Source organism: Streptomyces sp. NPDC002734 (assembly GCF_040295685.1).
In the GTDB taxonomy this organism is placed as follows: Bacteria; Actinomycetota; Actinomycetes; order Streptomycetales; family Streptomycetaceae; genus Streptomyces.
This window is the reverse complement of sequence record NZ_JBEOVU010000001.1, coordinates 110,301-134,924: the sequence shown is the minus strand read 5'-3', so window position 1 is coordinate 134,924 and position 24,624 is coordinate 110,301. Positions and strand designations below refer to the sequence as shown.

General features: G+C 70.6%; 24 protein-coding genes and 1 pseudogene. 15 read left to right on the top strand and 10 right to left on the bottom strand.

The window, feature by feature from the left end; translation table 11 throughout:
• Positions 1-5: 5 nt before the first annotated feature.
• Both ABT026_RS00545 and ABT026_RS00540 read right to left on the bottom strand, forming a co-directional pair.
• Positions 6-911, bottom strand: a complete 906-nt coding sequence (locus ABT026_RS00545; protein WP_351110633.1) for a carbohydrate ABC transporter permease — start codon at positions 909-911, stop codon at positions 6-8.
• A complete protein-coding gene (locus ABT026_RS00540) occupies positions 908-2,221 on the bottom strand; it encodes an ABC transporter substrate-binding protein (protein ID WP_351110631.1) in 1,314 nt (437 codons plus the stop codon). Before ABT026_RS00540 ends, ABT026_RS00545 begins: the two co-directional genes overlap by 4 nt.
• A gap of 219 nt (positions 2,222-2,440) precedes the next feature.
• On the opposite strand from ABT026_RS00540, the gene ABT026_RS00535 reads away from it, so the two are divergent.
• Both ABT026_RS00535 and ABT026_RS00530 read left to right on the top strand, forming a co-directional pair.
• Positions 2,441-3,490, top strand: a complete 1,050-nt coding sequence (locus ABT026_RS00535; protein ID WP_351110629.1) for a LacI family DNA-binding transcriptional regulator — start codon at positions 2,441-2,443, stop codon at positions 3,488-3,490.
• A 104-nt stretch (positions 3,491-3,594) separates the two neighbouring features.
• Positions 3,595-4,788: an LCP family protein gene (locus tag ABT026_RS00530; RefSeq protein WP_502967868.1), complete on the top strand. Its 1,194-nt coding sequence runs from the start codon at positions 3,595-3,597 to the stop codon at positions 4,786-4,788.
• 94 nt (positions 4,789-4,882) lie between these two features.
• Here the strand turns inward: ABT026_RS00530 and ABT026_RS00525 are convergent, their stop codons facing one another.
• Positions 4,883-6,085 (bottom strand): class I SAM-dependent methyltransferase, encoded by a 1,203-nt coding sequence (locus ABT026_RS00525; protein WP_351110627.1) that lies wholly within the window; start codon positions 6,083-6,085, stop codon positions 4,883-4,885.
• A 291-nt stretch (positions 6,086-6,376) separates the two neighbouring features.
• Here ABT026_RS00525 and groES point away from each other — a divergent pair, with 291 nt between their 5' ends.
• The 7 genes from groES to ABT026_RS00490 all read left to right on the top strand — a co-directional run bounded on the left by groES (position 6,377) and on the right by ABT026_RS00490 (position 13,457).
• On the top strand, positions 6,377-6,685 hold the full coding sequence (gene groES, locus ABT026_RS00520; RefSeq protein WP_031477499.1) for a co-chaperone GroES: 309 nt from the start codon (positions 6,377-6,379) through the stop codon (positions 6,683-6,685).
• A 197-nt stretch (positions 6,686-6,882) separates the two neighbouring features.
• The gene (gene groL / locus ABT026_RS00515; RefSeq protein WP_351110625.1) at positions 6,883-8,511 is read left to right on the top strand and encodes a chaperonin GroEL; all 1,629 of its coding nucleotides are present in this window, start codon (positions 6,883-6,885) and stop codon (positions 8,509-8,511) included.
• Between the two features lie 379 nt (positions 8,512-8,890).
• On the top strand, positions 8,891-9,343 hold the full coding sequence (locus ABT026_RS00510; RefSeq protein ID WP_351110623.1) for a hypothetical protein: 453 nt from the start codon (positions 8,891-8,893) through the stop codon (positions 9,341-9,343).
• Between the two features lie 24 nt (positions 9,344-9,367).
• A complete protein-coding gene (locus ABT026_RS00505; RefSeq protein WP_351110622.1) occupies positions 9,368-11,608 on the top strand; it encodes a DUF6571 family protein in 2,241 nt (746 codons plus the stop codon).
• A 47-nt stretch (positions 11,609-11,655) separates the two neighbouring features.
• The gene (locus ABT026_RS00500) at positions 11,656-12,330 is read left to right on the top strand and encodes a hypothetical protein (RefSeq protein ID WP_351110620.1); all 675 of its coding nucleotides are present in this window, start codon (positions 11,656-11,658) and stop codon (positions 12,328-12,330) included.
• A 61-nt stretch (positions 12,331-12,391) separates the two neighbouring features.
• Positions 12,392-12,535, top strand: coding sequence for a hypothetical protein (locus ABT026_RS00495; RefSeq protein ID WP_351110618.1), 144 nt, complete (start codon positions 12,392-12,394; stop codon positions 12,533-12,535).
• Positions 12,536-12,764: 229 nt separating this feature from the next.
• A complete protein-coding gene (locus tag ABT026_RS00490) occupies positions 12,765-13,457 on the top strand; it encodes a hypothetical protein (RefSeq protein WP_351110616.1) in 693 nt (230 codons plus the stop codon).
• Between the two features lie 12 nt (positions 13,458-13,469).
• On the opposite strand, the gene ABT026_RS00485 is transcribed toward ABT026_RS00490, so the two are convergent.
• From ABT026_RS00485 to ABT026_RS00475, 3 genes are all read right to left on the bottom strand, one after another.
• Positions 13,470-14,975 (bottom strand): hypothetical protein, encoded by a 1,506-nt coding sequence (locus ABT026_RS00485; RefSeq protein ID WP_351110614.1) that lies wholly within the window; start codon positions 14,973-14,975, stop codon positions 13,470-13,472.
• A gap of 92 nt (positions 14,976-15,067) precedes the next feature.
• Complete coding sequence (locus tag ABT026_RS00480; protein ID WP_351110612.1) at positions 15,068-16,261, bottom strand: hypothetical protein; 1,194 nt, start codon at positions 16,259-16,261, stop codon at positions 15,068-15,070.
• Between the two features lie 259 nt (positions 16,262-16,520).
• The gene (locus tag ABT026_RS00475; protein ID WP_351110610.1) at positions 16,521-16,955 is read right to left on the bottom strand and encodes a hypothetical protein; all 435 of its coding nucleotides are present in this window, start codon (positions 16,953-16,955) and stop codon (positions 16,521-16,523) included.
• A 185-nt stretch (positions 16,956-17,140) separates the two neighbouring features.
• Here ABT026_RS00475 and ABT026_RS00470 point away from each other — a divergent pair, with 185 nt between their 5' ends.
• The 3 genes from ABT026_RS00470 (at position 17,141) to ABT026_RS00460 (ending at position 19,223) form a co-directional block, all read left to right on the top strand.
• Complete coding sequence (locus ABT026_RS00470) at positions 17,141-17,305, top strand: hypothetical protein (RefSeq protein WP_351110608.1); 165 nt, start codon at positions 17,141-17,143, stop codon at positions 17,303-17,305.
• A gap of 68 nt (positions 17,306-17,373) precedes the next feature.
• Entirely contained in the window at positions 17,374-18,804 is a 1,431-nt protein-coding gene (locus ABT026_RS00465; RefSeq protein WP_351110606.1) for an NAD(P)-binding domain-containing protein, read from the top strand.
• A gap of 17 nt (positions 18,805-18,821) precedes the next feature.
• A complete protein-coding gene (locus ABT026_RS00460; protein WP_351110604.1) occupies positions 18,822-19,223 on the top strand; it encodes a GNAT family N-acetyltransferase in 402 nt (133 codons plus the stop codon).
• A 99-nt stretch (positions 19,224-19,322) separates the two neighbouring features.
• Here ABT026_RS00460 and ABT026_RS00455 read toward each other — a convergent pair whose 3' ends face one another.
• The 3 genes from ABT026_RS00455 to ABT026_RS00445 all read right to left on the bottom strand — a co-directional run bounded on the left by ABT026_RS00455 (position 19,323) and on the right by ABT026_RS00445 (position 21,173).
• Positions 19,323-19,505, bottom strand: a complete 183-nt coding sequence (locus ABT026_RS00455; protein ID WP_351110602.1) for a DUF6243 family protein — start codon at positions 19,503-19,505, stop codon at positions 19,323-19,325.
• Positions 19,506-19,665: 160 nt separating this feature from the next.
• Positions 19,666-20,442, bottom strand: a complete 777-nt coding sequence (locus ABT026_RS00450) for an SDR family NAD(P)-dependent oxidoreductase (RefSeq protein WP_351110600.1) — start codon at positions 20,440-20,442, stop codon at positions 19,666-19,668.
• A gap of 62 nt (positions 20,443-20,504) precedes the next feature.
• On the bottom strand, positions 20,505-21,173 hold the full coding sequence (locus ABT026_RS00445) for an MOSC domain-containing protein (RefSeq protein ID WP_351110598.1): 669 nt from the start codon (positions 21,171-21,173) through the stop codon (positions 20,505-20,507).
• A gap of 83 nt (positions 21,174-21,256) precedes the next feature.
• Between ABT026_RS00445 and ABT026_RS00440 the strand changes: the two genes are divergently transcribed.
• Positions 21,257-22,246 carry a LysR family transcriptional regulator gene (locus ABT026_RS00440; protein ID WP_351110596.1) on the top strand — a complete coding sequence of 330 codons (990 nt, stop codon included), beginning with the start codon at positions 21,257-21,259 and terminating at the stop codon, positions 22,244-22,246.
• Between the two features lie 132 nt (positions 22,247-22,378).
• Here ABT026_RS00440 and ABT026_RS00435 read toward each other — a convergent pair.
• Positions 22,379-22,696: pseudogene (locus ABT026_RS00435) on the bottom strand (WhiB family transcriptional regulator); the annotation flags it as partial.
• 403 nt (positions 22,697-23,099) lie between these two features.
• Between ABT026_RS00435 and ABT026_RS00430 the strand changes: the two are divergent.
• Positions 23,100-23,711 (top strand): response regulator transcription factor, encoded by a 612-nt coding sequence (locus ABT026_RS00430; protein ID WP_003948568.1) that lies wholly within the window; start codon positions 23,100-23,102, stop codon positions 23,709-23,711.
• A gap of 293 nt (positions 23,712-24,004) precedes the next feature.
• Positions 24,005-24,580, top strand: coding sequence for a sigma-70 family RNA polymerase sigma factor (locus ABT026_RS00425; protein WP_108954763.1), 576 nt, complete (start codon positions 24,005-24,007; stop codon positions 24,578-24,580).
• Positions 24,581-24,624 lie beyond the last annotated feature (44 nt).

Below are 24,624 nucleotides of genomic sequence, written 5' to 3'. Positions count from 1 at the left end.
GGCGGTCACATCCCTTCCCGGACGCTGTTCATCTTGCCGAAGCCCGTGAGACGGATCAGCAGCAGCGACAGGCCGGTGGCGGCGATCACCAGGAAGGTGGCGACGGCGCTCGCGTAGCCGTAGTCGTAGGAACGGAAACCGGCTTCGTACATGAGGTAGGGCAGGATCTTCGTGTCGGTGCCGGGGCCGCCCTGGGTGAGGATCAGGACGGTCTCGAAGTAGGTCAGGGAGCCCACCACCATCAGCACACCGGACATGGCCATCGTGTGGCGCAGCTGGGGCAGCGTGATGGAGAAGAACTGGCGCAGTCCGCTCGCCCCGTCGATCGCCGCGGCCTGGTACAGGACCTCGGGTATCTGACGGGCGCCGCCCTGGTAGATCAGGGTGTGGAACGGTATGAACTGCCAGGCGCCGACGAACACGATCGCCAGGAAGGCGCCCGAGGTGGTGCCGAGGGTGTCGCCCTTGATGACGCCGTAGTTCGGGTCGAGCAGGGCGAAGAAGAGCAGCGCGATCGCCGTGGAGGACAGCAGGAACGGCACGAAGAAGATCGCCGAGAGCACCGCGCGGTTGCGCTGCTTGCCCGCCGCCCACACTCCGAGGAGCAGGGAGATCACGGTTTGGAACGCCCAGCTGACCACCGTGAGGAGCACGGTGACGAGCAGGGAGTGGATCAGTTCTGGATCGGTGAACAGGTTCTTCCAGTTCTCCAGGCCGACGAAGCCCGGATCCCCGAGGCCGTTCCAGTCGGTGAACGACAGGTAGACGGCCAGCGCCATCGGAACGACGGCGAAGAACGTGAAGAACAAGACGCCGGGCAGCGCCCAGGACGCGTTCGGGCGACCCACACGGGTGGCCCGGACGTCGCCCTTGGGCGCTGCGGCGGCGGACTTGGTGACCGGATAGGTCACTTGAGCCCCTTCAGTGCATTGACGAACTCCTTGGGCGAGGACTGGCCCAGGAAGAGCTTGTCGATTTCGGTGAGCATCGGCGTCTGCCATTCCGGCTTGACGGCCTGGTCCCAGCTGAGGGTGAACGCCGGGGCGTCCTGGACCAGTCCGTACTGGAACTTGGCGAACTCCGGGTTGGGGGAGGCGTCGAGCAGCGCGCCCGCGTTGGACGTGGTGGGGATGTCGCCGTTGGCGACCAGCGCCTTGGCGTACTCCTCCGACGCGCAGGTCTTGAGGAAGGCGATCGCCGCGTCCCGGTTCTTGGTGGCGGCGCTGAGCGACCAGTAGTTGGTCGGGTTGCCCACGACGTTCTTGATGTCGCCCTGGCCGCCGGTGTACTCGGGGAAGGCGATCCAGCCCAGGTCCTTCTCGGCGAACTTCTTGAACTTGCCGAGCTGGGTGGAGTACTCCCAGGAGCCCATCAGGTGCATGGCGGCCTTGCCCTGCGCGAGCAGGGCGGAGGCGCCGCCGTTGTTGTACTGGACGGAGCTGAAGCCCTTGCCGAAGGCGCCGCCGTCGATCAGCTTCTCGATCTCCTCGGCCGCGCGCAGCACCGCCGGGTCGCCCCAGGCGGCGGCGTCGCCGTTCTGGATCTTGCGGAAGACCTCGGGGCCGCCGATGCGGTCCACCAGGTACTCCACCCACATGAGCTCGGTCCACTTGTCCGCGCCGCCGAGCGCGAAGGGCTGGATGCCGCGGGCCTTCAGCTTCTTGTTGGTCTCCAGGAGCTGGTCCCAGGTGGTGGGGGCCTGGAGGCCGTTCTCCTTGAAGACCTTCTTGTTGAAGAAGAGCAGGACGGGCTGCATGCCGCGCATCGGGATGCCGTACGGGCGGCCGTCGAGGGCTCCGGACTGGATGATCGACGGCAGGAAGCCGTTCTTCAGCTCAGGAGTCGACTCGATGATGTCGTGCAGGTCGATGAGCTGGTTCTCGTCGACGTACGCCTTGATCGAGCCGCCGCCCCAGTTGAAGAACAGGTCCGGCGCGCTGGGCGAGCCCATGGCGGTGCGCAGCTTGGCGGGGTAGTCGCTGCCCGGTATGCGCTGCAGCTTGATCGTGCCGTTGGTCTTCTTGGCGGCCGGGGAGGTGTTGAAGCGCTTGATCGCGTCTTCCTGGATCCTGGCGGCATCGTCACCCCAGACGAAGGCGGTGAGCGGTCCGCCCTTGCCGTCCTCGCCACTGTCGTCGCCGGAGCCGCACGCGGTGAGGCCGGCGGTGAGCAGAGTGGCGCCGCTGACGCCCAGGAACCAACGCCTGCTGAGGTGCTCCATGGACAAGTACTCCTCGGGGGAAGCGGTCTTCGTTGACCGCAAATCTACGGTTTCAGGGCGATTTGGGGGAGATGCCCTGTGTGTGACTCACAGCACCGAGGTGTGGGGACGCTTGGGGGGCTTCCTCCGAAGCTTTCGATCGTTGCCGCGAATGTTTTGGGAACCTAAGCGCGTCAGAGGGGTTCGTCAAGACCCTGGGCAGATATACGATCCCGAACCATGACCTCACCGGAATCCGCCGAAACCCCTTCCGTGCCCCGGCAGGGACGCACAGCGACGCTTGCCGAGATCGCGCGGGCGGCGGGTGTGTCCGCGCCAACAGTTTCGAAAGTTCTCAACGGCAGGGCCGACGTGGCCCCAGCCACCCGCTCGCGCGTCGAACGCCTGCTGCGCAGCCACGGCTACCGCAGGCGTCGCGCGGACGCCTCCCGGTCCCCGCTGATCGAGCTCGTCTTCCACGAGCTGGAGAGCGCCTGGGCCATGGAGGTCATCCGCGGCGTCGAGCGGGCCGCGCGCCGCGCGGGCCTGAGCGTGGTGCTCTCCGAGAGTGCCGGACGTCACACGCCGGGCGGCAGCTGGGCGGACCAGGTGGCCGCGCGGCGGCCGCACGGCGTGATCCTGGTGCTGTCCGGGCTCGACGAGGGCCAGCGCACGCTGCTGACCAGCCGGTCGATCCCGTTCGTGGTGATGGACCCGGCCGGCGACCCGGGGGCGGAGGTGCCCTCGGTGGGCGCCACCAACTGGCAGGGCGGCCTCTCCGCCACCCGCCACCTGGTGGAGCTCGGCCACACCCGGATCGGGGCCATCAGCGGCCCCACCCGGATGATGTGCGCCCGCGCCCGCGTGGACGGCTACCGGGCCGCCCTGGAGACCGCGGGGCTGGCCGTCGACCCCGGTCTGATCCTGGACGGCGACTTCCACCACGAGGCGGGCTACCGGCTCGGCCTGGACCTGCTGCGCCGCGACAACCGGCCCACGGCCGTTTTCGCCGGCAACGACCTGCAGGCGCTGGGCCTCTACGAGGCGGCCCGCGAGCTCGGTCTGCGGATCCCCGACGACCTGAGCGTGGTGGGCTTCGACGACCTGCCGGTGGCCCGCTGGGTGGGTCCGCCGCTGACCACCGTGCGGCAGCCGCTGACCGAGATGGCCGAGGCGGCGACCCGGATGGTCCTCGAACTGGGACGCGAGGAGAAGCCGACCGCGGGAGCGCGCATGGAGCTGGCGACGAGCCTGGTGGTGCGCAGCAGCACGGCCCCACCGGCCGTCTGAGAGGCCGGAATTCACTGTTCGCCTTCGAAACTTTCGAAAGCTTTTCGGTGGACCTCACGGACCGTGAATTCCGTCCTGGCGGGGTTCGGACTTATGTTCTGCCCGTGAATGACAACGAGGGGAACGGGGAGCGTGGCCGGGGGGCCGCCGTCCAGGTGCCGCGCAGGCGCTGGAAGAGGGCCGTGGGATACACGCTCGGGGGAGTGCTGGTGCTCGGCGCCGTGGGGGGCGGCTGGGTCTACCGGCATCTGAACGACAACATCCGCAGCGTCGATCTCGACGCCGCGCTGGGGGACGAGCGGCCGCACGCGCCGGTCGGCATGCCGGTGGGGTCCGGCGGGCCGTCGGCGTCCGCCGCGGCCGGTGAGGGGGCGGGCGGGGCGCTGAACATCCTGGTGCTGGGCACCGATTCGCGCGACGGCGAGGAGAACCGCCGTCTGGGCGGCGGGCCTCCGGGCGGCGCCCGCTCGGACACCGCGATGGTGGTGCACCTGGACGAGGGGCGGGCCTCGGCGACGGTGGTCTCCGTCCCGCGCGACACCCTGGTGACCCGCCCGGCCTGTCCGCTGCCGGACGGCGGCACCACGGCCGTCGCGCAGGGCGTGATGTTCAACAGCGCCTACGCGGTGGGCGGTCCGGTCTGCGCGGTCAAGACGGTGGAAGCCATGTCCGGTGTGCCGGTGCACCACTACCTGGAGATCGACTTCGCGGGTTTCGCGGATCTGGTGGACGCGCTGGGCGGCGTGACGGTGGAGCTGGAGCAGCCCATCGACGACGACAAGAGCCACCTCACCGTCGACGCCGGCGTCCAACGCCTGTACGGGGAGGACGCCCTGGCGCTGGCCCGCACCCGCCACGGCATCGGCGACGGCGGCGACCTGGGCCGCATAGGCCTTCAGCAGAAGCTGGTGACGGCGCTGCTCGAGCAGGTCGCCGAGGCGGACCTGCTGACCGACCCGGTGCGGCTGTACCAGGTGGCGGACGCGGCGACCTCCGGGCTCACCGCGGACACCGGGCTGGACTCGCTGGCCGAACTGGCCGCCTTCGCCCGCACGTTGCGCGACCTCACCCCGGAGGCTGTCCGCACGGTGACCCTCCCGGTGGTCCCCGCCCCCAGCGACCGCAACCGGCTGGTCCCGGACGAGCCGGAGGCGGGCGCCTTGTGGGCCTCGCTGCTCCCGGGCGCGGAGCCGTTCCCGGACCCGACACCGACACCGACGTCTGCACCGACGCCGGCCTCGACGCCGGCCTCGCCCCCGGTCCAGTCGTCGCCCCGCCGGGATGTGCCGGTGCAGTGACGTTCCCTCAGGGCCCGGTCACCGGGCCCTGGGACCGGGCCCGTCGCGGTGCCCGCATGACCCCGCCGGGGCGCGTGCCACCCGGCGACAGGTCTCAGCGCGGAAGCGGGTGCCCCAGGAGCATCGTCGGAGCGCCCGCGACGCGGGTCAGGAAGACCGTCACCGCGTTCCGCCCCTGCGGCTTGGGAAGCGCCTTGCGGCGCAGTTCCTCCGGCTCGACCGCCGACCCCCGCTTCTTCACGGTGAGCGTGCCGACCTGCCGTTCCCGCAGCAGCGCCTTCAGCTTCTTGACGTTGAAGGGCAGCGTGTCGGTGATCTCGTACCCGGTGGCGTACGCGGTGGGCCGCGGCTCGTCGGCGGTGACGAAGGCGATGGTCTCGTCGATCAGCCCGCCGCCGACCTCCTCGGCGACCTCGGCGACCAGGTGCGCGCGGATCACCGCACCGTCCGGCTCGTACAGGTACCGGCCGACCGGCCGGACCTCCGGGTCGGGCAGCCCCCGGCCGAGCAGCCGGCGCGGACCGGGCAGCAGCGTGGCGCACACCGCGCCCGGACGGGCCGCCTCGCCGAACCAGAGGACCGCCTCCTTGACGTCACCGCCGTCCGAGATCCACTCCGCCTCGGCGTCCTCGGGCACCGCCTCGTGCGGGATGCCGGGGGCCACCTTCAGCGCGGCGGCCCGCGAGGCGCCGCGGGCGGCCCCGACCGCCCAGGACAGCGGCGGGGAGTAGGCCTCCGGGTCGAAGATCCGGCCCCGGCCGCCGCGGCGCGCCGGGTCCACGAAGACGGCGTCGTACGGGGCGGTGTCGATCTCGGTGACGTCGGCCTCCCGCACCTCGATCAGGTCGGCCAGGCCCAGCGCCTCCGCGTTGGCCCGGGCGACGGCGGCGGTCAGCGGGTCGCGGTCGACGGCCAGGACGCGGACGCCGGCCCGTGCCAGCGCGATCGCGTCGCCGCCGATCCCGCAGCACAGGTCGGCGACGGACCGCACGCCGAGCCCGGCGAACCGTGCGGCCCGGTGCGCGGCGACCGAGGCGCGGGTGGACTGCTCGACGCCGTGCGGGGTGAAGAACATCCGCCGCGCGTCGTCCGCGCCGAACTTCGCGGCGGCGCGGTTGCGCAGCCGGGCCTGGGACAGGGCGGACGACACCAGTCCGGGGGAGTGGTCCCGCCGCAGCCGGGTGGCCACGGCCAGCTCCTCGCCGGGCGTCACGTCCCGCACCTCGTCCAGCAGGGCACGGCCCTCGGTGGTCAACAGCGCCGCGAACGCGGCCGACGGATCAGCGGTCTCACTCACCGCCCCATTGTCCCTGCCCGGGGCCGCCGAGCGGTCCCCACCCCGGGGCCGGAGGGGCCTCGCGAGCCGCCGGGTGAGAGCGCGACGGGCGCGGGACTTCACGCAACCCGCCGAGAAATTGGCACTCCGCTTGACCGAGTGCTAACCCCGGTCATAGTCTCAGCCTTGGCACTCGCCCCTGGTGAGTGCCAACACAGCGACGGGCAGGTCCGGCACCCGCGACGACGGATCGACCTGGTCGCCACCTCAGACAGTTAACCCCGTGAGATCTCCGAAGGGGGAGGTCGGATCGTGACGACCGCCAGCTCCAAGGTTGCCATCAAGCCGCTCGAGGACCGCATCGTGGTCCAGCCGCTCGACGCCGAGCAGACCACGGCCTCTGGCCTGGTCATTCCGGACACCGCCAAGGAGAAGCCCCAGGAGGGCGTCATCCTGGCCGTGGGCCCGGGTCGCTTCGAGAACGGCGAGCGCCTGCCGCTCGACGTCAAGGTCGGCGACATCGTGCTCTACAGCAAGTACGGCGGCACCGAGGTGAAGTACAACGGCGAGGAGTACCTCGTCCTCTCGTCCCGCGACGTCCTCGCGGTCATCGAGAAGTAGTTCACCCCGCTTCGCCGAAGCCTGCTCGACAGATGCTCGCTTCCGCCGAAGCCCGCTTCTCCAAGAAGCATCGAGCTGCGCCCCGGACTCCCGCGCCATAAGCCGGGCGCCGGGGCGCAGTTCGCTTTTTCAAGACTTCGTATTGCTCCGACAGACGGCGATACACCGCATTCTCCCGAGAGGGCTGAACCGCTCCCATGGCGAAGATCCTGAAGTTCGACGAGGACGCCCGTCGCGCCCTCGAGCGCGGCGTCAACAAGCTGGCCGACACGGTCAAGGTGACGATCGGTCCGAAGGGCCGCAACGTCGTCATCGACAAGAAGTTCGGCGCCCCGACCATCACCAACGACGGCGTCACCATCGCCCGCGAGGTGGAGATCGAGGACCCGTACGAGAACCTCGGCGCCCAGCTGGTGAAGGAGGTCGCGACCAAGACCAACGACATCGCCGGTGACGGCACGACCACCGCGACCGTGCTCGCCCAGGCCCTGGTCCGCGAGGGTCTGCGCAACGTCGCCGCCGGCGCCTCCCCGGCCGCCCTGAAGAAGGGCATCGACGCCGCGGTGAAGGCCGTGTCCGAGGACCTCCTCGCGACCGCCCGCCCGATCGAGGAGAAGTCCGACATCGCCGCCGTCGCCGCGCTGTCCGCCCAGGACAAGCAGGTCGGCGAGCTCATCGCCGAGGCGATGGACAAGGTCGGCAAGGACGGTGTCATCACCGTCGAGGAGTCCAACACCTTCGGTCTGGAGCTGGACTTCACCGAGGGCATGGCCTTCGACAAGGGCTACCTGTCCCCGTACTTCGTGACGGACCAGGAGCGCATGGAGGCCGTCCTCGAGGACCCGTACATCCTCATCAACCAGGGCAAGATCTCCTCCATCCAGGACCTCCTGCCGCTGCTCGAGAAGATCATCCAGTCGAACGCCTCGCGTCCGCTGCTGATCATCGCCGAGGACGTCGAGGGCGAGGCCCTGTCGACCCTGGTCGTCAACAAGATCCGCGGCACGTTCAACGCCGTCGCGGTCAAGGCCCCGGGCTTCGGCGACCGCCGCAAGGCGATGCTCCAGGACATGGCCGTCCTCACGGGCGCCCAGGTCATCGCCGAGGAGGTCGGCCTCAAGCTCGACCAGGTCGGCCTCGAGGTGCTCGGTTCCGCGCGCCGCGTGACCGTCACCAAGGACGACACCACCGTCGTCGACGGCGCCGGCTCCTCCGAGGACGTCCAGGGCCGCGTCGCCCAGATCAAGGCCGAGATCGAGTCCACGGACTCCGACTGGGACCGCGAGAAGCTCCAGGAGCGCCTCGCCAAGCTGGCCGGCGGCGTGTGCGTGATCAAGGTCGGCGCCGCCACCGAGGTGGAGCTGAAGGAGAAGAAGCACCGTCTGGAGGACGCCATCTCCGCGACCCGCGCCGCGGTCGAGGAGGGCATCGTCTCCGGTGGTGGCTCCGCGCTGGTCCACGCCGCCAAGGTCCTCGAGGGCAACCTCGACAAGTCCGGCGACGAGGCCACCGGTGTCTCCGTCGTCCGCCGCGCGGTCGTCGAGCCGCTGCGCTGGATCGCCGAGAACGCGGGCCTCGAGGGCTACGTGATCGTCTCCAAGGTCCAGGAGATGGACAAGGGCCAGGGCTACAACGCCGCCACCGGCGAGTACGGCGACCTGGTGAAGTCCGGCGTCATCGACCCGGTCAAGGTCACCCGCTCCGCCCTGGAGAACGCCGCCTCCATCGCCTCCCTCCTCCTCACGACCGAGACCCTGGTCGTCGAGAAGAAGGAAGAGGAGGAGGCCCCGGCGGGTCACGGCCACAGCCACGGCCACTCCCACTGAGCCACCCCGCTCTCCCACCGAGGCCCGGCCTCCCGCTCCCCGCGGGACGCCGGGCCTCGGCGTGTGGCAGAGCTGTGCTGCGTCCAGGGTGTCGGGCTCTGGCTCCCCACCGCACGATGACGTGCTCCTTCCCAGACCAGCCCGGACCGGGGCCCCACCCGTCGCAGTCACGCCATGTCCGACAGCGGGCCCCAGCCGCACAGGTGATCCGTGTACAGCTCTCTGCCAGCGCCTTCAGCCGGACGGCTGAGGGGGCCGGGGCCGGCCCCGCCGCACAGTTCCGGCCAGTTCCGTTCCTGACCGCCGACCGTCCCGATAGTTCCTTGGTACGACTGGTTCCAGTCGCTTCACGAGGAACACCACGGAAGGCGCGGGGGACATGGCTTGGGAAGAGTGGGAACAGTTGAAGGGGGAGGCGGCCGCGTCCTCCTCCACGTCGGGCGGGATGAGGCTCAACCAGCATGCCTACCAGGGTGGCGGTGACGGCGCTGATCTGAAGGTTCAGCACCAGCAGTTGCGCGCCCTCGGGGCGCTCGCCGACGACCTGCGGCAGCGACTCCAGGTGGACGGGGACCACGCACGTCCCGCCACCTTCTCCGCCGGCACCAGCCTCTCCAACGACGGCCTCGACTCCGGGCACCAGGTGCTGAGGCTGGCCGAAGTGTGGAGCACCAAGCTGCACGTCCTGCTGGACGCGTGCTCCCACATCCGTAACCACCTGAGCTTCACCAGCGCGCAGCACGCCGGGGACGACGAGGCGGCTGGAGCAGGGGTGGGAGCCTCGGGCGCCGATCTGCTGTCGGTGTCGAAGATCTCCGACTACATGAAGTAACACGCCACGCACGGGGGACGGAACATGGCGGACATTGCGACGTTGACGGTGGAGGAACTCAGACACCTCCGCCTCGGCACTCTCAACGAGGCCGTGACCAACTGGCGGGTCATGGCCGACAAGCTGAACAAGCTCGCCACGGGCGGCAGCGGCGACGTCAGCGCCCGGGACCTGGAGAGCAAGGCGAAGGCCGCCGACTGGGAGGGTGTCAACGCCACCGTCTCCCGTGAGTTCGTCACGAAGACGGCCAAGCAGTTCGAGGACGCGGCCGCGGAGGCGAAGGACGTTCTCGGCATCCTGAGCGATCTCGCATCGCAGATGGCGAAGCACAAGGAGAGCCTGGAGACGGCGATCAGCGAACTCCGAGGGCAACACATCCTCGTTCTAGGTGACGGCACGATCGTGAACAGCGGCCCGAAGGGGCCTCCCAAGGAGCACCTGGGCACAGCCAAGGTGTCGCAGGAAAGCCTTGAGGCCGCGAAAGCGCGGATCACCCGCATTCTGTGGGAAGCAACCGAGGCGGACCGGATCGCACGGGACGCGCTGCGCGCCATCATGAAGGACCAGCACGACTTCTCCGGCGCGGGCGCGGGCAGCCTCAAGGAAGCCGACATGCGGCAGGGACGCGAGCAGGCCGAGAAGTGGAAGAAAGACATCCTCTCCGGCGACTACAAGCGGTGGAACGACGCCGAACTCGAGGCGTTCAACCGGTCACTCGTCCTTCACCGTGACAACCCGGCCTTCACCGAGACCTTCTTCACCGGCATCGGCGCCGACCAGACGCTGCAGATGTGGCTGGAGATTGCCAGTAACGACGGACCCGCCGACGAGGACCGTCCCAAGCTCCTGGCGAAGATCCAGGACAACCTCAGCATGTCTCTGGCCAACGCCTCGTACGGGGACAGCCCGGCGGTCGAGCAGTGGAAGAAGGACTTGATCACCGCGGGTCCCAGGTATGTTTCGGGCGATCCGCCGGCCGTCACCACCGGCTTCCAGGTGATGAGCAGCCTGATGCAGAAGGGCCGCTTCGAGAGCGCTTTCCTCCACGACTACGGCACGGCTCTCGTCACGCACGAGCGCGAGAAATTGCGAGGGTCCGGCGAACCCTGGTCCAGTGGCGCGACTCTCAACTACCCCGACAACGGCAAGAACCCCAACGACCCGATGGCCGGCTTCCTCGAGGCCCTCGGCCACAACCCCGAGGCCTCACTCGACTTCCTCAACCAGGAGACCGGCGAGGGCGACAAACGCATCAGCAACTTCGAGTACCTCGTCGGCAACGAGGAGCACGGTCGGAAGTGGCCCGAGGACACCGACGGATTCGACAACCTGGGCCACGCGTTGGAGTCGGCGACCCTGGGATATGCGTACGACTCAAAGGAACCCGTAATCCCGCCGGTGGAGACGCTCGATCAGATCACCACCAGAAGCGAACGGACGGCGCTGGCAATGGATGTTGTGGGGGCCTACGCCGATCCCGAATTGCTCGAGAAGCAACAAGGCATCGAGGGCAGCTTGGCTCGGGTGGCCGCCGGCCACATGGACAGCATCAACTACACCATGGCCGACTGGGGCAGCATGGGCGATGCCGGCAACCGAGACGGCTTCTACGGCAAGAACGAGGCGTACCTGCGTGACTTCGGGGAGGGTGACACCATCGCCTTTCTGCGGAACGTCGCAGCGGATGAAGGAGCCCACCAGACGCTCTCACAGGCGCAGCAAATTTATGGCACCAGTCTCATCGCGGCCCACAGTGACAACCAGGAAGATGCCCTCCATGCAGGTGGCCAGAGCGTCAGGATGCACGGCCTGATCGACGAGGCCCGGCTGGAGGCCATCGCGAGCGAATTCTCCGACGAGGAGACGAAGCGCAACAAGGAGTTGGAGAAGCAGGCTGCCTGGGTCGAGTTCGGCGCCGGAGCCCTGGTGGGTGTCGGCACTGGTCTGGTGACTGCGCCCACGGCCGGCGTCGGGGCGGTCGCCGTTCCGATCGTCGCTGACACTGTGGGCAGTGCCGTGGAGACGGTGGTCGGCAACCACATGATGGATTGGCTCGAAGAGAACGAGTACAAGAACGATGCAGCGTCCATCAAGTCCCTCGACGAGGCCAGGGTTGCTGGATCGAACAACGCAACAGCGCCGGTGAGGGAGTACATGGAGCAGCACGGTCTGACGGAGAGGGAGACGCGCGCGGCGACCAAGGAGATGGAGAGGGCGTACAACGACGGACGGGCCTTGACGGATACCGACAACGCGGAGAAGTGATGCAGAGGGTACGAGTCGGTGCGTACGGGTTCGGTGCGTTGGTGGTCATGTCCCTGATCGGATCGCTCACGGCATGCGACGCGGGCACCAACGACGCCCGGGCCGGAAAGTCGGAATCACCCGTGGGGCGACCGGTGGAGCACTGCCGTCGACTCATCGGCGCCAACGGTGTCGAATGGGTCGAGAAGAGCTACGGGTCCCCGATCGCCGAGTCAGGGCGCGGGGTGCAGGGGGAATCCAAGGCCGTACGGCGGTTCCAGCAGGAGGCGAAGAGCTGGACGCCCGAGACGGACGAAAACGGTTATGGGTGGAGTCCTTTGAAGAGGGTGTGCCGACTCGTGCACAGCGGGCGCGACGTCGGCGGCGAGGTGTTCTCCTTGGAGTTCGGAGCAGGGGCCACTCCGTTGGAAAAGCTGGCCGAGGGGGAGTTGGAGGGTGGCGGCGTGGTCACTGATGCCGGTGACGACGTCAAGCTGGTGTCTTGGGAGATGGGCCCGGACGAACCGAACGAGCATTCCGTCTTCGTGGAGTGCCGTGTCGAGGGCTCCATGTACGGCCAAGAGACAAGGGTGCCCCTGGAAGGCACCCTGGAGGACGGCCTCAAGCGGGACCTCGGGGCTACTCCTCGCTTCGACCTGCTGCTGGACGCCGCACGGGTGGTCGTCGAGCAGGCCGGCTGCCTCAATGATCCGAAGCTGCCGGAGCGGGCCCCGGACGTGTGACGTCGCTGGGGTCGGCCAGTCGCGAGGCGGAGGGCCGGCCGGGTGGCTGGCAGGGGCCCGCATGGAGGCCATTGCTGGTCAGTACAAGGACGAAGCCGACAAGAGGAACCTGGCGCTGGAGAAGCAGGCGGCTTGGGTCGAATACGGTGCCGGGGCGTTGATCGGTGTATTGGCTGAAGGAGAACGAATACAAGAACTCCCATGAGGCCATCGAATCCCTTGACCACGCCAGGGCCGCCGGATCGATGAATGCGTCGGCTCCCCTGCGGGAGTATCTGATACAGGCCGGCATGTCCGAGGCGGAGATACGAAAATTGCAGCCCGGTATGGAGGCTGCGTACAACAGGGGCAGGGCAGTGACAGACACCGACGACGTGGACAAGTGAGGTCCTCCCGGGATGTGGAAAGCGGGTTCGGCCAGGCTTGCTTCGGTCTTGGCGATCGGGTTGGTCGCCTGCCTGACTGCCTGCGACGCACCAGATCATGATGATGCCGAGGCAACGCCGAGCCGTGGAAAGCAGTCCCCGGGCTACTGTCGTGGGCTCATCGGTGCCGCAGGCGTCGAGTGGGTTGAGCGGACCTTCGGCTCGAAGGTTAGGGAGACTGCCCGCGTCACTGAGACGGGCCGCGAAGTGCAGCCGATCAAGGAAGCCGTGCGGGTGTTCCGCAGCGGTGCTCGCGCGTGGTCTCCGCAAACCGACGCAGATGTCACCTTCCGATTTCCGCCCACGGTGTGTCGATTGGTTCCCGAGGGGCGGGTGAATCCCGGCAGACTGGTCAGCATCAAGGCCGGCCCCGGGGATTTTCCTTTCGATGTGCTGACAGACGGAGACATGGAGAACGGTGGCGAAGTCACTGCTGTCGGGGGCGACGTGAAATTGGTGGCGTGGAATTTCGGAGGTGAACGAGGCAACGAAAATTCCGTCGTCGTGCGGTGCAGTGTCAAGGGCGCCTGGGATGCGCAGATAAATCGGGTCCCGATTGCATTCACGATGACGGATCACCTCGACAAGGACGCCAATCCGACTCCCCGTTTCGACCTGTTGCTGGACGCTGCGCGGGTGGCGGTCCGTCAGGCCGACTGCCTCAATGACCCGAAACTGCCGGAGCGGGCGCCAGAGATGTGACACGGGGTGTCTTCAGGTCTGGTGGTCAGCAGATGTGTCAGGAGCCTCGGGCTGCCGTGGGATGTCGAGAGGGTGCTCGCATCGGGTCAGGGGGCCTGCCTCCGTGTCCCGCAGTCCGAGGTGGTCGCACTGTTCGCAGGCGTCGATGACCGCCCGGTCCCGGACACGGTCGACCGCGGCGGCCAGTTCACGGAACGTGCCGAGCGCGAGCGGCTGCTGGTGCCAGCGAGGCGGCGCGTACTCGGGGACGACCCAGCCGGCTTCGAGCGCCTGGTCGATCTTGCTGTTCAGGATGGTCACCGTGGCCGCCGACGCCTCCGGCGCTCCCAGTGACTTCCGTTCCTTCCAGCCGGCCGCGGTGTCCGCGGCTCTCCAGGCGAAGCAGATCATCTGGCCTGCCGAGTATCCCGCCGTGAAGCCCTTGGCCACGATGTCGGCGAGCTGCTGTCGACGCGCCTCGGGCACCTCGGGATAGCGGTAGTTGTTCGTCAGTAGACCGTCGAGATAGCGGATGACGTCGGCGATCTCCATCGCCTCGACGGACTGGGCCAGCTTCTGGCGTGCCTCATGGGCCTCCGGCCCGGGCCTGGTGAGGAAGTAGCGGCGGATGGATCGAGCGGTGGAGGTCCTGCATGTCTCGTCCCCCAACAGACGCCACCGGACGTCCGCGGGGTGGAAGCTGAGGGAGTCGTCGTCCTCCGGCGTGCGGACGAACGCCTTGTGGGGCGTGTCGGCGGCGAGAGCCACGAGCTGTGCGTCGTACAGGTCCAGGAGGGCCGCCTCGTCGAGAGGAAGGTTCCCGGACCAACCGGCTGCCCCCAGGTCGGTGAGACCGGGCAAGGACTCGCCCGGCCGGCACGCGACCCGGTCGGCCATGGCGAGGTACAGGGCGAGCGCCGACGGGCTCTCGTAGGGGACGCGGCCGGCGGTGGGTTCCTTGGCGGCTTCCAGGGCGAGGACCTCGGTGATCAGGGCGCCCTCTTCCTCCTCCCGCTTCCTCCGGCGTTCCCGCTCGGCCCTCGCGGCCTCGAGCCGGCGCTGCTTCTCCTGCTGTTGCTCCTGCCGCTGGACCTCGCCGCACTCCGGGCAGAGGTACCTGGTGTTGGGACGGTCCAGGAACTTGCCGGCGACCTTGACCGCCCAGGAGCGGTTGGCGACGCGGATCGGCTTGGCGCACCTCGTGCACAGGGCCTTGAGGAGGAGAGCGTGTGACCCTCCGGTGGCGACGGCGGCCACGTCCTGCTGGTCACCGATGCTCGCGACGGTGCGGCTCCAGGTGCCGTCCGCGGCCAGCTCCCAGTACAGCTTGGCGTACTGCTGTGCGAGCGGTGGCTGCCCGGCGGCGATGACGACCCGGATCCGGGGTGCGCCCGAGGGGAACTCGAGCACCAGCGGTGACGACTCCTTCCCCGGCCCCTTCCCTGACTCCTTCACGGCCTGCTCACGCTTGCGGCGACGGTCCCGCTTGCCCACCAGGTCCTCCTCGACCGCGATCCTGAAAGTGATCGCGTCTTTCACGCAGTTGCTTGCTTCATCCAGCTGTTTCGGTCCCGGAGCGCTACCGCCCGGTGGGCGACGACGACTGCCGACGAGCACCAGGGCCGCCGACGTCAGATCCCGGGCCCTTCCGACATCGAGCCGAGGCAGCCCGGGCAGAGGGATTCGCCCTCGACGGGCCGGAACATCACGGGGGAGTCGTGGCGAGGGCTCTCGCACTCCCGGAGGGGCCAGGACTTCGGGGGCGTCTCGGGCAGCCGACCGCCCGTGCGGGAGGCGGGGAGCGGCGGCACCTCGGTGAGCAGGTAGCGCAGGAGGCCGCCGGGCCTGAGTACGGGTGCGCCGTTGGTGGGCAGGCCGCGCAGGATGTGGGTGCGGATGTCGCCGGGGGTGTGGCCCGCGGCCAGCCAGCGGGCGGTGAGCCGGGTCAGCTCCGGGCGCATGGCGCGGGGGATGCCGCGGAGCTCCGGATCGAGCATCGGGAAGGCTGCGACGACAGCCCAGGCCTGGTCCAGCGTCTCCTCGGAGGGTTCGGTGGCGCCTCCTCCGTCCAGATCGGGCTCCGGCTCCGGCTCGGGCTTGGGCTCCGGCTCGGGCTCGGGCTCGGGTGCGGGTGCGGGTGCGGGTGCGGAACCGGGATCGGGGCCCGGTGCGGGGTCCTGTCCCGGGGCTGCCGAGGCATGGGGGTCCGCAGCGGGCCCGCTCGCCACGTCCGTTCCTCCGTCTGCCTCAGCGGCAGCCTCGGCCTCGGCGCCTGCGGTTGCGTTCGCCGCCGTCTCCGCCCCTGCGTCGGCGGCTGTGCTGTCGTCCGCGTCCGGTGCCGCCCCCGGATGGTGGGAAGTGTTGCCCAACTCATTCGTATTGCGGAGGGAAGGACCGTCGGACAGCGGGGTGGTCGGCCCACCGGCGGCCGGAGGGCGGCCACTCGGCGCCACCTGCGGCGACACCCGGTGAATGGTGTCCCTCCCCTGCGTCGGCAGGGCGGCGAGGAACTTGTCCGCCTCGGCCGCCCGTAGCGGCACGCTGGAGACGAGCTGCCGGGTGGCCCAGCGCCCGCGCTCGATCTGCGCGCGCCGCTCGTGGACGTAACCCTCGGCGATGAGCTGACGCTTGGCGGTGGTGAAGGCCGACCCGCCGATACGGGCACGTTTCGCGGTCTCCGACAGCGTCTCCGTCGCCCCGGGCGGGAGGGAGAGCTGCCAGGTCAGGACGCGGGCCGCGTCCGAGGACAGCCGTGGGTGCCGGATGATCTCGTTGGCGAGCTGGGTGAACGCGCGCGTGGGCGCGATAAAGTTGCGGCAGATCACTGTGGGAGGCCCTTTTCCCGTCGTGGTTCAGGCCCTCGTGGACGGTTGCGCCCGTCCCGGGGGCCATTTTGTGTGTGCCAACCGGACCCGCCCTGGGGCAGGTTGACGAGACGACGCTACTGCACACTGCGTAGCGCCTTGGACGCGTTCGGTGAATATGGCCGAGTCTGTGGAGCTTTCCTGTCGCTGATTCACTCCCAGGAGTGCGCCTGATCCCCTGCCGACGGGGCATGGGCGGGGGCTCGCCTCGCCTCGGAGGTTACGGGCCCTGTAGGCGGAGGTGCCACCAGGGGCGGGGGGAGGCGGGGAGCGGCCGGCGGTGGGCGGCGGCGGGGTCCGGGAGGGTGCGGCGTTCGAACTCGGCGTCGAGTGCGGCGACGATGCGGGCCAGTTGGCGGCGCGGGCCGGACGGCAGGGCGTGGAGGAGGGACTCCATGTCGTCCCGTGCCTGGACGGGGTCGCAGCACGGGCAGTCGCCCGGGGGTACGTAGAGCCACCGGCCGGGGCGGCGCAGGAAGGTCTCGTAGGTCAGCAGCGCCTCGGCGAGGAAGCTGGGTGAGAACCTCCGCGCTTCGAGGCGCCGGACGGCGGTCTCGGCGTCCCTCCGCAGGCCGGGGACGCGGCTGAAGGGGCGGGTCCGGACGGAGGCGGGCCAGGTGCGGGCGCGGACGGCGCCGGGCGGCCTACGCGGCATCGCCCTCTCGGGTCGAGGTCATGGCCGCATGGTGGCACGGCCTCGGCTGCGGATTCCTCCGGTTTTTCGGCCGGTCGCGCCAGCCGTGCGGATTCGATGAACGTCTATGTTGACGTTCGTCGAATCACTCTGCCATGCTGGGCTTGTCAAGAGATCGATGTCCGTCGATATGAGGAGTGCTCGGCATGTCTTCCCTGCGTACCGCTCTTGCCGCCGCGCGTGTGCGCCGCACCGCCGCGGACCTGGTCCAGGTCAGCTACTCGGAGCGCACCGGCGAGGTCTGCACCCGGTCGTGCCGCGCGGAGGCGGCCCGGGAACGCGCCATGACGCTCGCGCTGAGATTCCACTGACCGGCCCGCGTCGCCCGCTCACGCACGTTCCGTCACCCACCGCCCGCCCCGCAGGACCTGGAGTCGTCATGACCGAGCAGCAGCTTCCCGTCGTCGTCATCGGAGCCGGCCCCGTCGGCCTGGCCGCCGCCGCGCACCTCACCGGGCGCGGACTCACCCCGCTCGTGCTGGAGGCGGGGGAGGCCGCCGGGGCGGCGGTGCGGGAGTGGGCCCACGTGCGGCTCTTCTCCACCTGGAGCGAACTGGTCGACGCCGAGGCCGAGAAGCTCCTCGCCCCCACCGGCTGGACCCGCCCGGACCCCACCACCTACCCCACCGGCGGCGACTGGGCCGAGCGGTACCTGCGGCCGCTGGCCGACGCCCTCGGCGAGACGGTCCGCTACGGAGCCACCGTCACCGGCGTCTCCCGCGTCGGCCGGGACCGGGTGGTCGACGCCGAGCGCGAGGACCAGCCGTTCACCGTGCACGTCACCCACGCAGACGGCGGCGAGGAGCGGCTTCTGGCCGCCGCGGTGATCGACGCCTCCGGCAGCTGGACCCTGCCGGGCCCGGCCGGCGGCGACGGTCTGCCCGCCCTGGGGGAGAAGGCCGCCGCGGACCACGTCGCCTACCGCGTGCCCGACCTGAACGACCCCGCCGCGCGCGCCCGGTACGCGGGCCGCCGCACCGCCGTGATCGGCTCCGGGGCCTCGGCGTTCACCGCCCTGGCCGCCCTCGCCGAGCTGGCCAGGGCCGAGGACGGCTCCGGCACGCACGCCACCTGGATCCTGCGCCGCGGCATCTCCGGCTCCACCTTCGGCGGCGGCACCGCGGACCAGCTCCCCGCCCGCGGCGCCCTCGGCCTCGCCGCCAAGGCCGCCGTGGAGCAGGGCCACGCCTCCGCCGTCACCGGCTTCCGCACCGCCTCCGTCGAGCGCGACGGCGACGGGCGCCTCGTGCTCACCGCCGAGGACGGCCGCCGCCTCGACCCCGTCGACGAGGTGATCGTCCTGACCGGGCTCCGCCCCGACCTGTCGTTCCTCTCCGAGATCCGCCTCGGCCTCGACGAACGGCTCCAGGCCCCCGTCGAGCTGGCCCCGCTGATCGACCCCAACCAGCACTCCTGCGGCACGGTCTACCCGCACGGACACCGCGAACTCGGCCACCCCGAGCGGGACTTCTACATGGTCGGAGCCAAGTCCTACGGCCGCGCCCCGACGTTCCTGGCGCTCACCGGGTACGAGCAGGTCCGCTCGGTGGTCGCCGCGCTGGCCGGTGACACCGAGTCCGCCGACCGCGTCGAACTGGTCCTCCCCGAGACCGGTGTCTGCGGCGGCGCGGGCCTCTTCGACACCCCCGCCGCCGAGTCCACGGCGTCCGCGGACAGCGGCTGCTGCTCCCCGGCCTCCTCCGTCGTCCAGGCCCCGCAGGTCGTCGCGCTCGGCAGGCGCCCCGAGGCGAGCGCGAGCCCGGAGGCGAGCGCGAGCCCGGCCGAGAACGGCGGCGGCTGCTGCGGCTGAGGGCCTAGCCTCCCCGCATGACGATCACGTACGAGTGGCGCGGTGAGGTCGGGGAGGCGGAGCTGGAGGCGTTGCACGCCGCGGCGTTCGGCCGTCCGCCGGGGGAGAGCGGATGGACGGAGCAGCTGCGGCGGCACAGTCTCGGCTGGGTCTGCGCCCGCGACGGCGGGACCCTGGTGGGGTTCGTCAACGTCGCCTGGGACGGCGGCACGCACGCCTTCCTGCTGGACACGGCCGTGGCCCCGGACCGCCAGGGCGAAGGCATCGGCGCCGCCGTGGTCCGCAGGGCGGCCGACGAGGCCAGGGGCGCGGGGTGCGGGTGGCTCCACGTCGACTTCGAGGAGCCGCTGCGGACGTTCTACTTCGACGCCTGCGGCTTCCGGGCGACCGCGGCGGGACTGCTCGACCTGACGTCCTGAGGACGGACCCGCGGACGCGGCCGCGCGGCGGTGCGGCGGGGAAACACGTGGGGCCGCCTCCTTCCCGAAGAAGGAGGCGGCCCCACACGTGTCAGCGCGTCACTGCTGCGTGCCCTGCCCCGGCTGCGTGCGCTCGCGCATCTTGCGCAGCAGTTCACGCTTCTGCTCGGCGGCCGTCTGCCGGCTGTTCGAGCTCGCGGTGACGGAGGCCTGCTGGTCGGAACGGGACAGCTTCTTGCGCTGTCCGCCGACGCCGAGCATGTCGTTGCGTCGGTTGGCCATGGGGATCCCCATCGGTGAGTGGTGGGCTGCAACACGGCTGGGTCATGACGCCCACCGGAATCGGAACTGCCCCGGCTGCCCGTAGCCTAACCGGCCCCGTCGCGGGGCCGCCCTCCGTGAGGGACCGCCCGCTCCGGACGGCGCCTCAGCGGCCGGGGCCTCAGCGGCCGGGGCCGTACTTGCGGCCCGCCGAGGAGGAGACGCCGCCGAGCAGGTTGCGCGGCACCAGCTTGGTCAGGCCGAGCAGGGCCTTGTAGCGGGGGTCCGGGATGGAGACGGTCCGGCCGCGGGCGAAGTCGTCCAGGGCCGCGGTGACGACCTTGTCGGCGTCCAGCCACATCCAGCCCGGGATGTTGCCGGTGCCCATGCCGGCCCGCTCGTGGAACTCGGTGCGCACGAACCCCGGGCACAGCGCCGTCAGCCGGACGCCGTCGGCGGCCAGGTCGCGGGCCGCGCCCTGGGTGAACTGGACGACCCAGGCCTTGGACGCGCCGTAGGTGCCGCGCGGAACGAAGGCCGCGACCGAGGCCACGTTGATCACACCGCCCCGTCCGCGCTCGCGCATCCCCTCGACCGCCGCCGTGGTCAGCCGCAGCACGGCCTCGCAGTGCACCTTGAGCATCCGCAGCTCGTCGGCGACCGGGACCTCCAGGTAGCGGCCCTTGTTGCCGAAGCCCGCGTTGTTGACCAGCAGGTCCACCGGGTGGCGCCGGTCGGCGAGGCGGACGGCCACGGCGTCGATGCCCTCGTCGGTGGCCAGGTCCGCGGTGAGCACCTCGGCCTCGATGCCGTGCCGGTCGTGGAGTTCGGTCGCCTGCGTGCGCAGCCGCTCGGTGTCCCTGGCCACCAGCACCAGGTTGTGCCCGCGGGCCGCCAGCCGTCGTGCGAAGGCGGCCCCGAGGCCGGCCGTCGAACCTGTGATCAGAGCCGTAGTCATGGGGTCAGGTTATGCAGGCGGTGACGCGTGCGGGAGGCGGGGCGGCCGGTGGGGAACGCGGGTCAGGAGGACTGCCGCGCCGTGTACTTGTGGACGGCCGCGCGCTCCTCCTCGGGCAGGTCCTCACCCGCCTCCAGCAGGCGGGGCAGCAGGGTGCGCTCGAGGGTCAGGGCGCGGAAGCACAGGGCGATCGTCACCTCGTGGTCCGGCCGGCGGACGATCTCCACGGCGTCGCCGGCGCGGATCTCGCCGGGGGCGATCACCCGGAAATAGGCGCCGGGCACTCCCTTCGCGGTGAAGCGTTTCACCCATTGCGGCTCGCCCATGTGGCCCTGGAAGGTGCCGCAGGGGATACGGGGCGAGGTGACCTGGAGGACGACGTCCGGGCCGACGCGCCACCGCTCGCCGAGGCGCGCTCCGGAGACGTCGAGGCCGGAGACGGTGAGGTTCTCGCCGAAGACCCCGTTGCGCAGCGGGCGCCCGAGCTCGCGCTCCCACTCGTCCAGGTCCTCGCGGGCGAAGGCGTAGACCGCCTGGTCGTCGCCGCCGTGGTGGCGCAGTTCGCAGATGGCGTCGCCGGCCAGCCCGCTCGCCCCGGTTCCTTTGGGGCCGGGGGCGGAGATCCGGACGGGGCCGTCGACCGGCCGCTTGTCGATGCCGGTGAGGCCGTCGCGCTGCCCCGTGTAGGGGACGGCGGAGGCGGAGCCGAGGTTGATCGAGAGGACCTTCATAAGCGGCCACGGTAGCGCCGCCGTGCCCAAAGCGGCAGGCAGTTTCTCCCGAGGACCCCCAAGGCTGACTTATGCTCGGAAGGGTGATCGAAGCTCGTCATCTCCGTGTCCTGCGTGCCGTCGCCGCCACCGGTTCCTTCTCCGCCGCGGCGCGGGAGCTGGGCTGCACCCAGCCGGCCGTGAGCCAGCAGATGAAGGCCCTGGAGTCCTCGGCGGGCACGCCGCTGATCGTCCGCGCCGGACGGGGCATGCGCCTCACCCAGGCGGGCGAGGCGCTGGTCCGCCACGCGGCGGGCATCCTCGCGGGCCTGACCGCCGCGGAGGAGGAGGTCGCCGCGATCGCCGGGCTGCGGGCCGGGCGGGTGCGGCTGGTGTCGTTCCCCAGCGGAAGCTCCACCCTGGTGCCGACGGCGCTGGCCGCGCTGCGGGCCGAGCACCCCGGCACCCAGGTGTCGCTGGAGGAGGCGGAGCCGCCGCGTTCGGTGGAGATGCTCCGCGCGGGCGACTGCGACGTGGCGCTGGCCTTCCGGTACGGCAGGGCGGGGGAGCCCTCGGAGCCGGGCACGGAGGGAACGGGCACGGGAGCCGACGGCACCCGGACGCGAACGGGAACCGGCCGGGGAACGCGGTCCGAGTCGGAGGAGTGGGACGACCTGGTGGTGCGGCCGCTGCTGAGCGACCGCCTGGTGGGTCTGGTGCCCGAGGGGCACCCCCTGGCGGCCGCCGAGTCCGTCGGCATCGGCGAGCTGGCCGGGGAGCCGTGGATCGCGGGCTGCCCCCGGTGCCGGGGGCAGCTGGTGGAGGTGTGCGCCCAGGCGGGCTTCACGCCGCGGATCGACTTCGCGACGGACGACTACCCGGCGGTGGTCGGACTGGTCGGCGCCGGGCTCGGGGTGGCGGTGCTGCCGAGGCTGGCGGTGGAGGCGGTGCGGGGGCGGGGCGTGCGGGAGGTCCGCGTCGAACCGGCGGTGCGGCGCGAGGTCGTCGCCCTCACCCTCGCCGACCTGGAGCACGTCCCGGCCGTGGCGGCGACCCTCCGCCAGCTGGAGCGCGCGGCGGCCGCCCGGGGCTGAGCCCGGGGGCGCACCCGCACCGCGCAGCGGCCGCACCCGAGTCGCAGAAACGTTTCACTCGTGACCGGCGACCGTGCCCCGCCGGTCGATGCCCTCCCCGTCGCCGTCGGGCCCCATGCCGTGGCCGCCGTGCGCCGCGTGGCCCCCGCGGTCCGGCACCGGCACCAGACGGTGGCGTGCCCGCCCCATCAGCTCCTCGCGTTCGTCCTCGGTGAGGCCGCCCCAGACCCCGTAGGGCTCACGGACCGCCAGGGCGTGCGCCGCGCACTCCGCCCGGACCGGGCACCGCATGCACACCTCCTTGGCCGAGTTCTCACGGGCGCTGCGCGCCGCCCCGCGTTCGCCCTCCGGATGGAAGAAGAGCGAACTGTCGACCCCGCGGCAGGCGGCGTGGAGCTGCCAGTCCCAGAGGTCCGCGTTAGGACCGGGAAGGCGGGAGAAATCAGCCATGACGTGTCCCCTTGGTGCTGGTTGCCGGTTCGGCGACCGCGTACCCGCGATCAATGAAGATCTACGAACGATCTAAGGAGATGAAAATATGACTCATTGCGAATCTAGTCACAGACACCCGCAAAACGGAAGAAATGGGTCCAATCAGGTCAGACGGTCTGAGGAAAACTTGTGTGCATGCTGTGTGTGACCGAGAGGTGATGACCCCCTCACGTAGAGTGCTGAAGGCGGCCTTTCTCCCCGTAACTCTTTCGAGTGACCGTCGTTGAGAGGGCGAGGCGGTCGACGGAACAAGCGCTCGGGTGGATGATCCGAGAGGCCCACGAAGGATCGACCGCACAGGTGACGATTTCGTACCAGCCTGGAGGCTCAAGGTGACGCGCATCAGCTGCGGAGGGCGGTCATGACTTCCGTCCTCGTCTGTGACGACTCCCCGCTTGCCCGAGAGGCGCTCCGCCGCGCGGTCGCGACCGTGCCCGGCGTCGAGCGCGTGACGACGGCGGCCAACGGCGAGGAAGTCCTCCGCCGCTGGGGTGCCGACCGCTCGGACCTCATCCTCATGGACGTCCGCATGCCCGGCCTGGGCGGTGTCGAGACGGTCCGCCGCCTCCTCTCCGCCGACCCCGGGGCCCGCATCATCATGCTGACGGTCGCCGAGGACCTGGACGGCGTGGCGCTCGCCGTCGCCGCCGGCGCCCGCGGCTACCTGCACAAGGACGCCTCCCGGGCCGAACTGCGCGCCACGGTGACGCAGGCCCTGGCCGACCCGACCTGGCGGCTGGCCCCGCGCCGGCTCCGTTCCGCCGAGATGGGCGCCGCGCCCACGCTCACGGCGCGCGAGATCCAGGTCCTCGAGGGCATGAGCCACGGACGCTCCAACGCCGAGATCGGCCGCGAGCTGTTCCTGTCCGAGGACACGGTCAAGACCCATGCCCGCCGGCTCTTCAAGAAGCTCGGCGCCTCGGACCGGGCCCATGCCGTGGCACTCGGCTTCCGGTGGGGTCTGGTCCGGTAGGACCCGCCGGTGGGTCGCCTCGATGACTGCGTCAGGGCGGGGTGCCGGAGATTTCTCCGGCGGACCCCGCCTGCCGCACCTGTGACGGAGACTGCAGAACCTCCTGACGGGTGCCCGATGCTCGTTTCGCCGCGGATGCCGCATCCTTGAGATGTGGAGTTCTCGGGGACGAGTCGGTCGAGCGGAAGGGGAGGGCGCAGCGGATGAGTGCCGGCGCACCTGCTCATAACGCTTCGGTGCACAACCAGGGCCGCGGCGGACCCGCCTCGCGGGCTCCGGTGCACCATGGAGCGATGCGCGACGACGAGACGACGGTGATCGGTGCTCTCGTCCATCGTGCCGTCGACGGGGACGAACAGGCGACGCACGACCTGCTGGCGCGGGTGCACCCGCTGGCCCTGCGCTACTGCCGCACCAGGCTGTCCCGGCTCCCCGGCGACGCCCGCCACTTCGTGGAGGACCTGGCGCAGGAGGTCTGCGTCGCGGTGCTGCTGGCGCTGCCGCGCTACCGGGACACCGGCCGGCCCTTCGAGGCCTTCGTCTGCGCCATCGCCGCCCACAAGGTCGCCGACCTGCAGCGGGCCGCGATGCGCCACCCCGGGTCCACGGCGGTGCCGTCGGACGAGATGCCCGAGCGGCCCGACGACTCCCTCGGTCCCGAGGAGCGCGCGCTGCTCAGCAGCGACGCCGAATGGGCCAAGAAACTGCTGGCCAACCTCCCGGAGAACCAGCGCGAACTGCTGCTGCTCCGCATCGCCGTCGGCCTGACGGCGGAGGAAACCGGCCAGATGTTGGGAATGTCACCCGGTGCCGTCCGGGTCGCCCAGCACCGTGCGCTGAGCCGTCTGCGGGCGCTCGCCGAGCAGTGACGGTCACCGCCTGCGACGGCCGTGGCGGCGCTTTCCGGCCACGG

What these genes read in the sequence shown, in the direction of transcription:
- ABT026_RS00510 (WP_351110623.1), top strand. Translation starts at nt 8,891, where the DNA reads ATGGCTTGGGAAGAGTGGGAACAGTTGAAGGGGGAGGCGGCCGCGTCC.
- groL (WP_351110625.1), top strand. Translation starts at nt 6,883, where the DNA reads ATGGCGAAGATCCTGAAGTTCGACGAGGACGCCCGTCGCGCCCTCGAG.
- ABT026_RS00535 (WP_351110629.1), top strand. Translation starts at nt 2,441, where the DNA reads ATGACCTCACCGGAATCCGCCGAAACCCCTTCCGTGCCCCGGCAGGGA.
- ABT026_RS00455 (WP_351110602.1), bottom strand. Translation starts at nt 19,505, where the DNA reads ATGGCCAACCGACGCAACGACATGCTCGGCGTCGGCGGACAGCGCAAG.
- ABT026_RS00505 (WP_351110622.1), top strand. Translation starts at nt 9,368, where the DNA reads ATGGCGGACATTGCGACGTTGACGGTGGAGGAACTCAGACACCTCCGC.
- ABT026_RS00425 (WP_108954763.1), top strand. Translation starts at nt 24,005, where the DNA reads ATGCGCGACGACGAGACGACGGTGATCGGTGCTCTCGTCCATCGTGCC.
- ABT026_RS00500 (WP_351110620.1), top strand. Translation starts at nt 11,656, where the DNA reads ATGTCCCTGATCGGATCGCTCACGGCATGCGACGCGGGCACCAACGAC.
- ABT026_RS00445 (WP_351110598.1), bottom strand. Translation starts at nt 21,173, where the DNA reads ATGAAGGTCCTCTCGATCAACCTCGGCTCCGCCTCCGCCGTCCCCTAC.
- ABT026_RS00465 (WP_351110606.1), top strand. Translation starts at nt 17,374, where the DNA reads ATGACCGAGCAGCAGCTTCCCGTCGTCGTCATCGGAGCCGGCCCCGTC.
- ABT026_RS00540 (WP_351110631.1), bottom strand. Translation starts at nt 2,221, where the DNA reads ATGGAGCACCTCAGCAGGCGTTGGTTCCTGGGCGTCAGCGGCGCCACT.
- ABT026_RS00430 (WP_003948568.1), top strand. Translation starts at nt 23,100, where the DNA reads ATGACTTCCGTCCTCGTCTGTGACGACTCCCCGCTTGCCCGAGAGGCG.
- ABT026_RS00495 (WP_351110618.1), top strand. Translation starts at nt 12,392, where the DNA reads ATGGAGGCCATTGCTGGTCAGTACAAGGACGAAGCCGACAAGAGGAAC.
- ABT026_RS00460 (WP_351110604.1), top strand. Translation starts at nt 18,822, where the DNA reads ATGACGATCACGTACGAGTGGCGCGGTGAGGTCGGGGAGGCGGAGCTG.
- ABT026_RS00470 (WP_351110608.1), top strand. Translation starts at nt 17,141, where the DNA reads ATGTCTTCCCTGCGTACCGCTCTTGCCGCCGCGCGTGTGCGCCGCACC.
- ABT026_RS00475 (WP_351110610.1), bottom strand. Translation starts at nt 16,955, where the DNA reads ATGCCGCGTAGGCCGCCCGGCGCCGTCCGCGCCCGCACCTGGCCCGCC.
- ABT026_RS00450 (WP_351110600.1), bottom strand. Translation starts at nt 20,442, where the DNA reads ATGACTACGGCTCTGATCACAGGTTCGACGGCCGGCCTCGGGGCCGCC.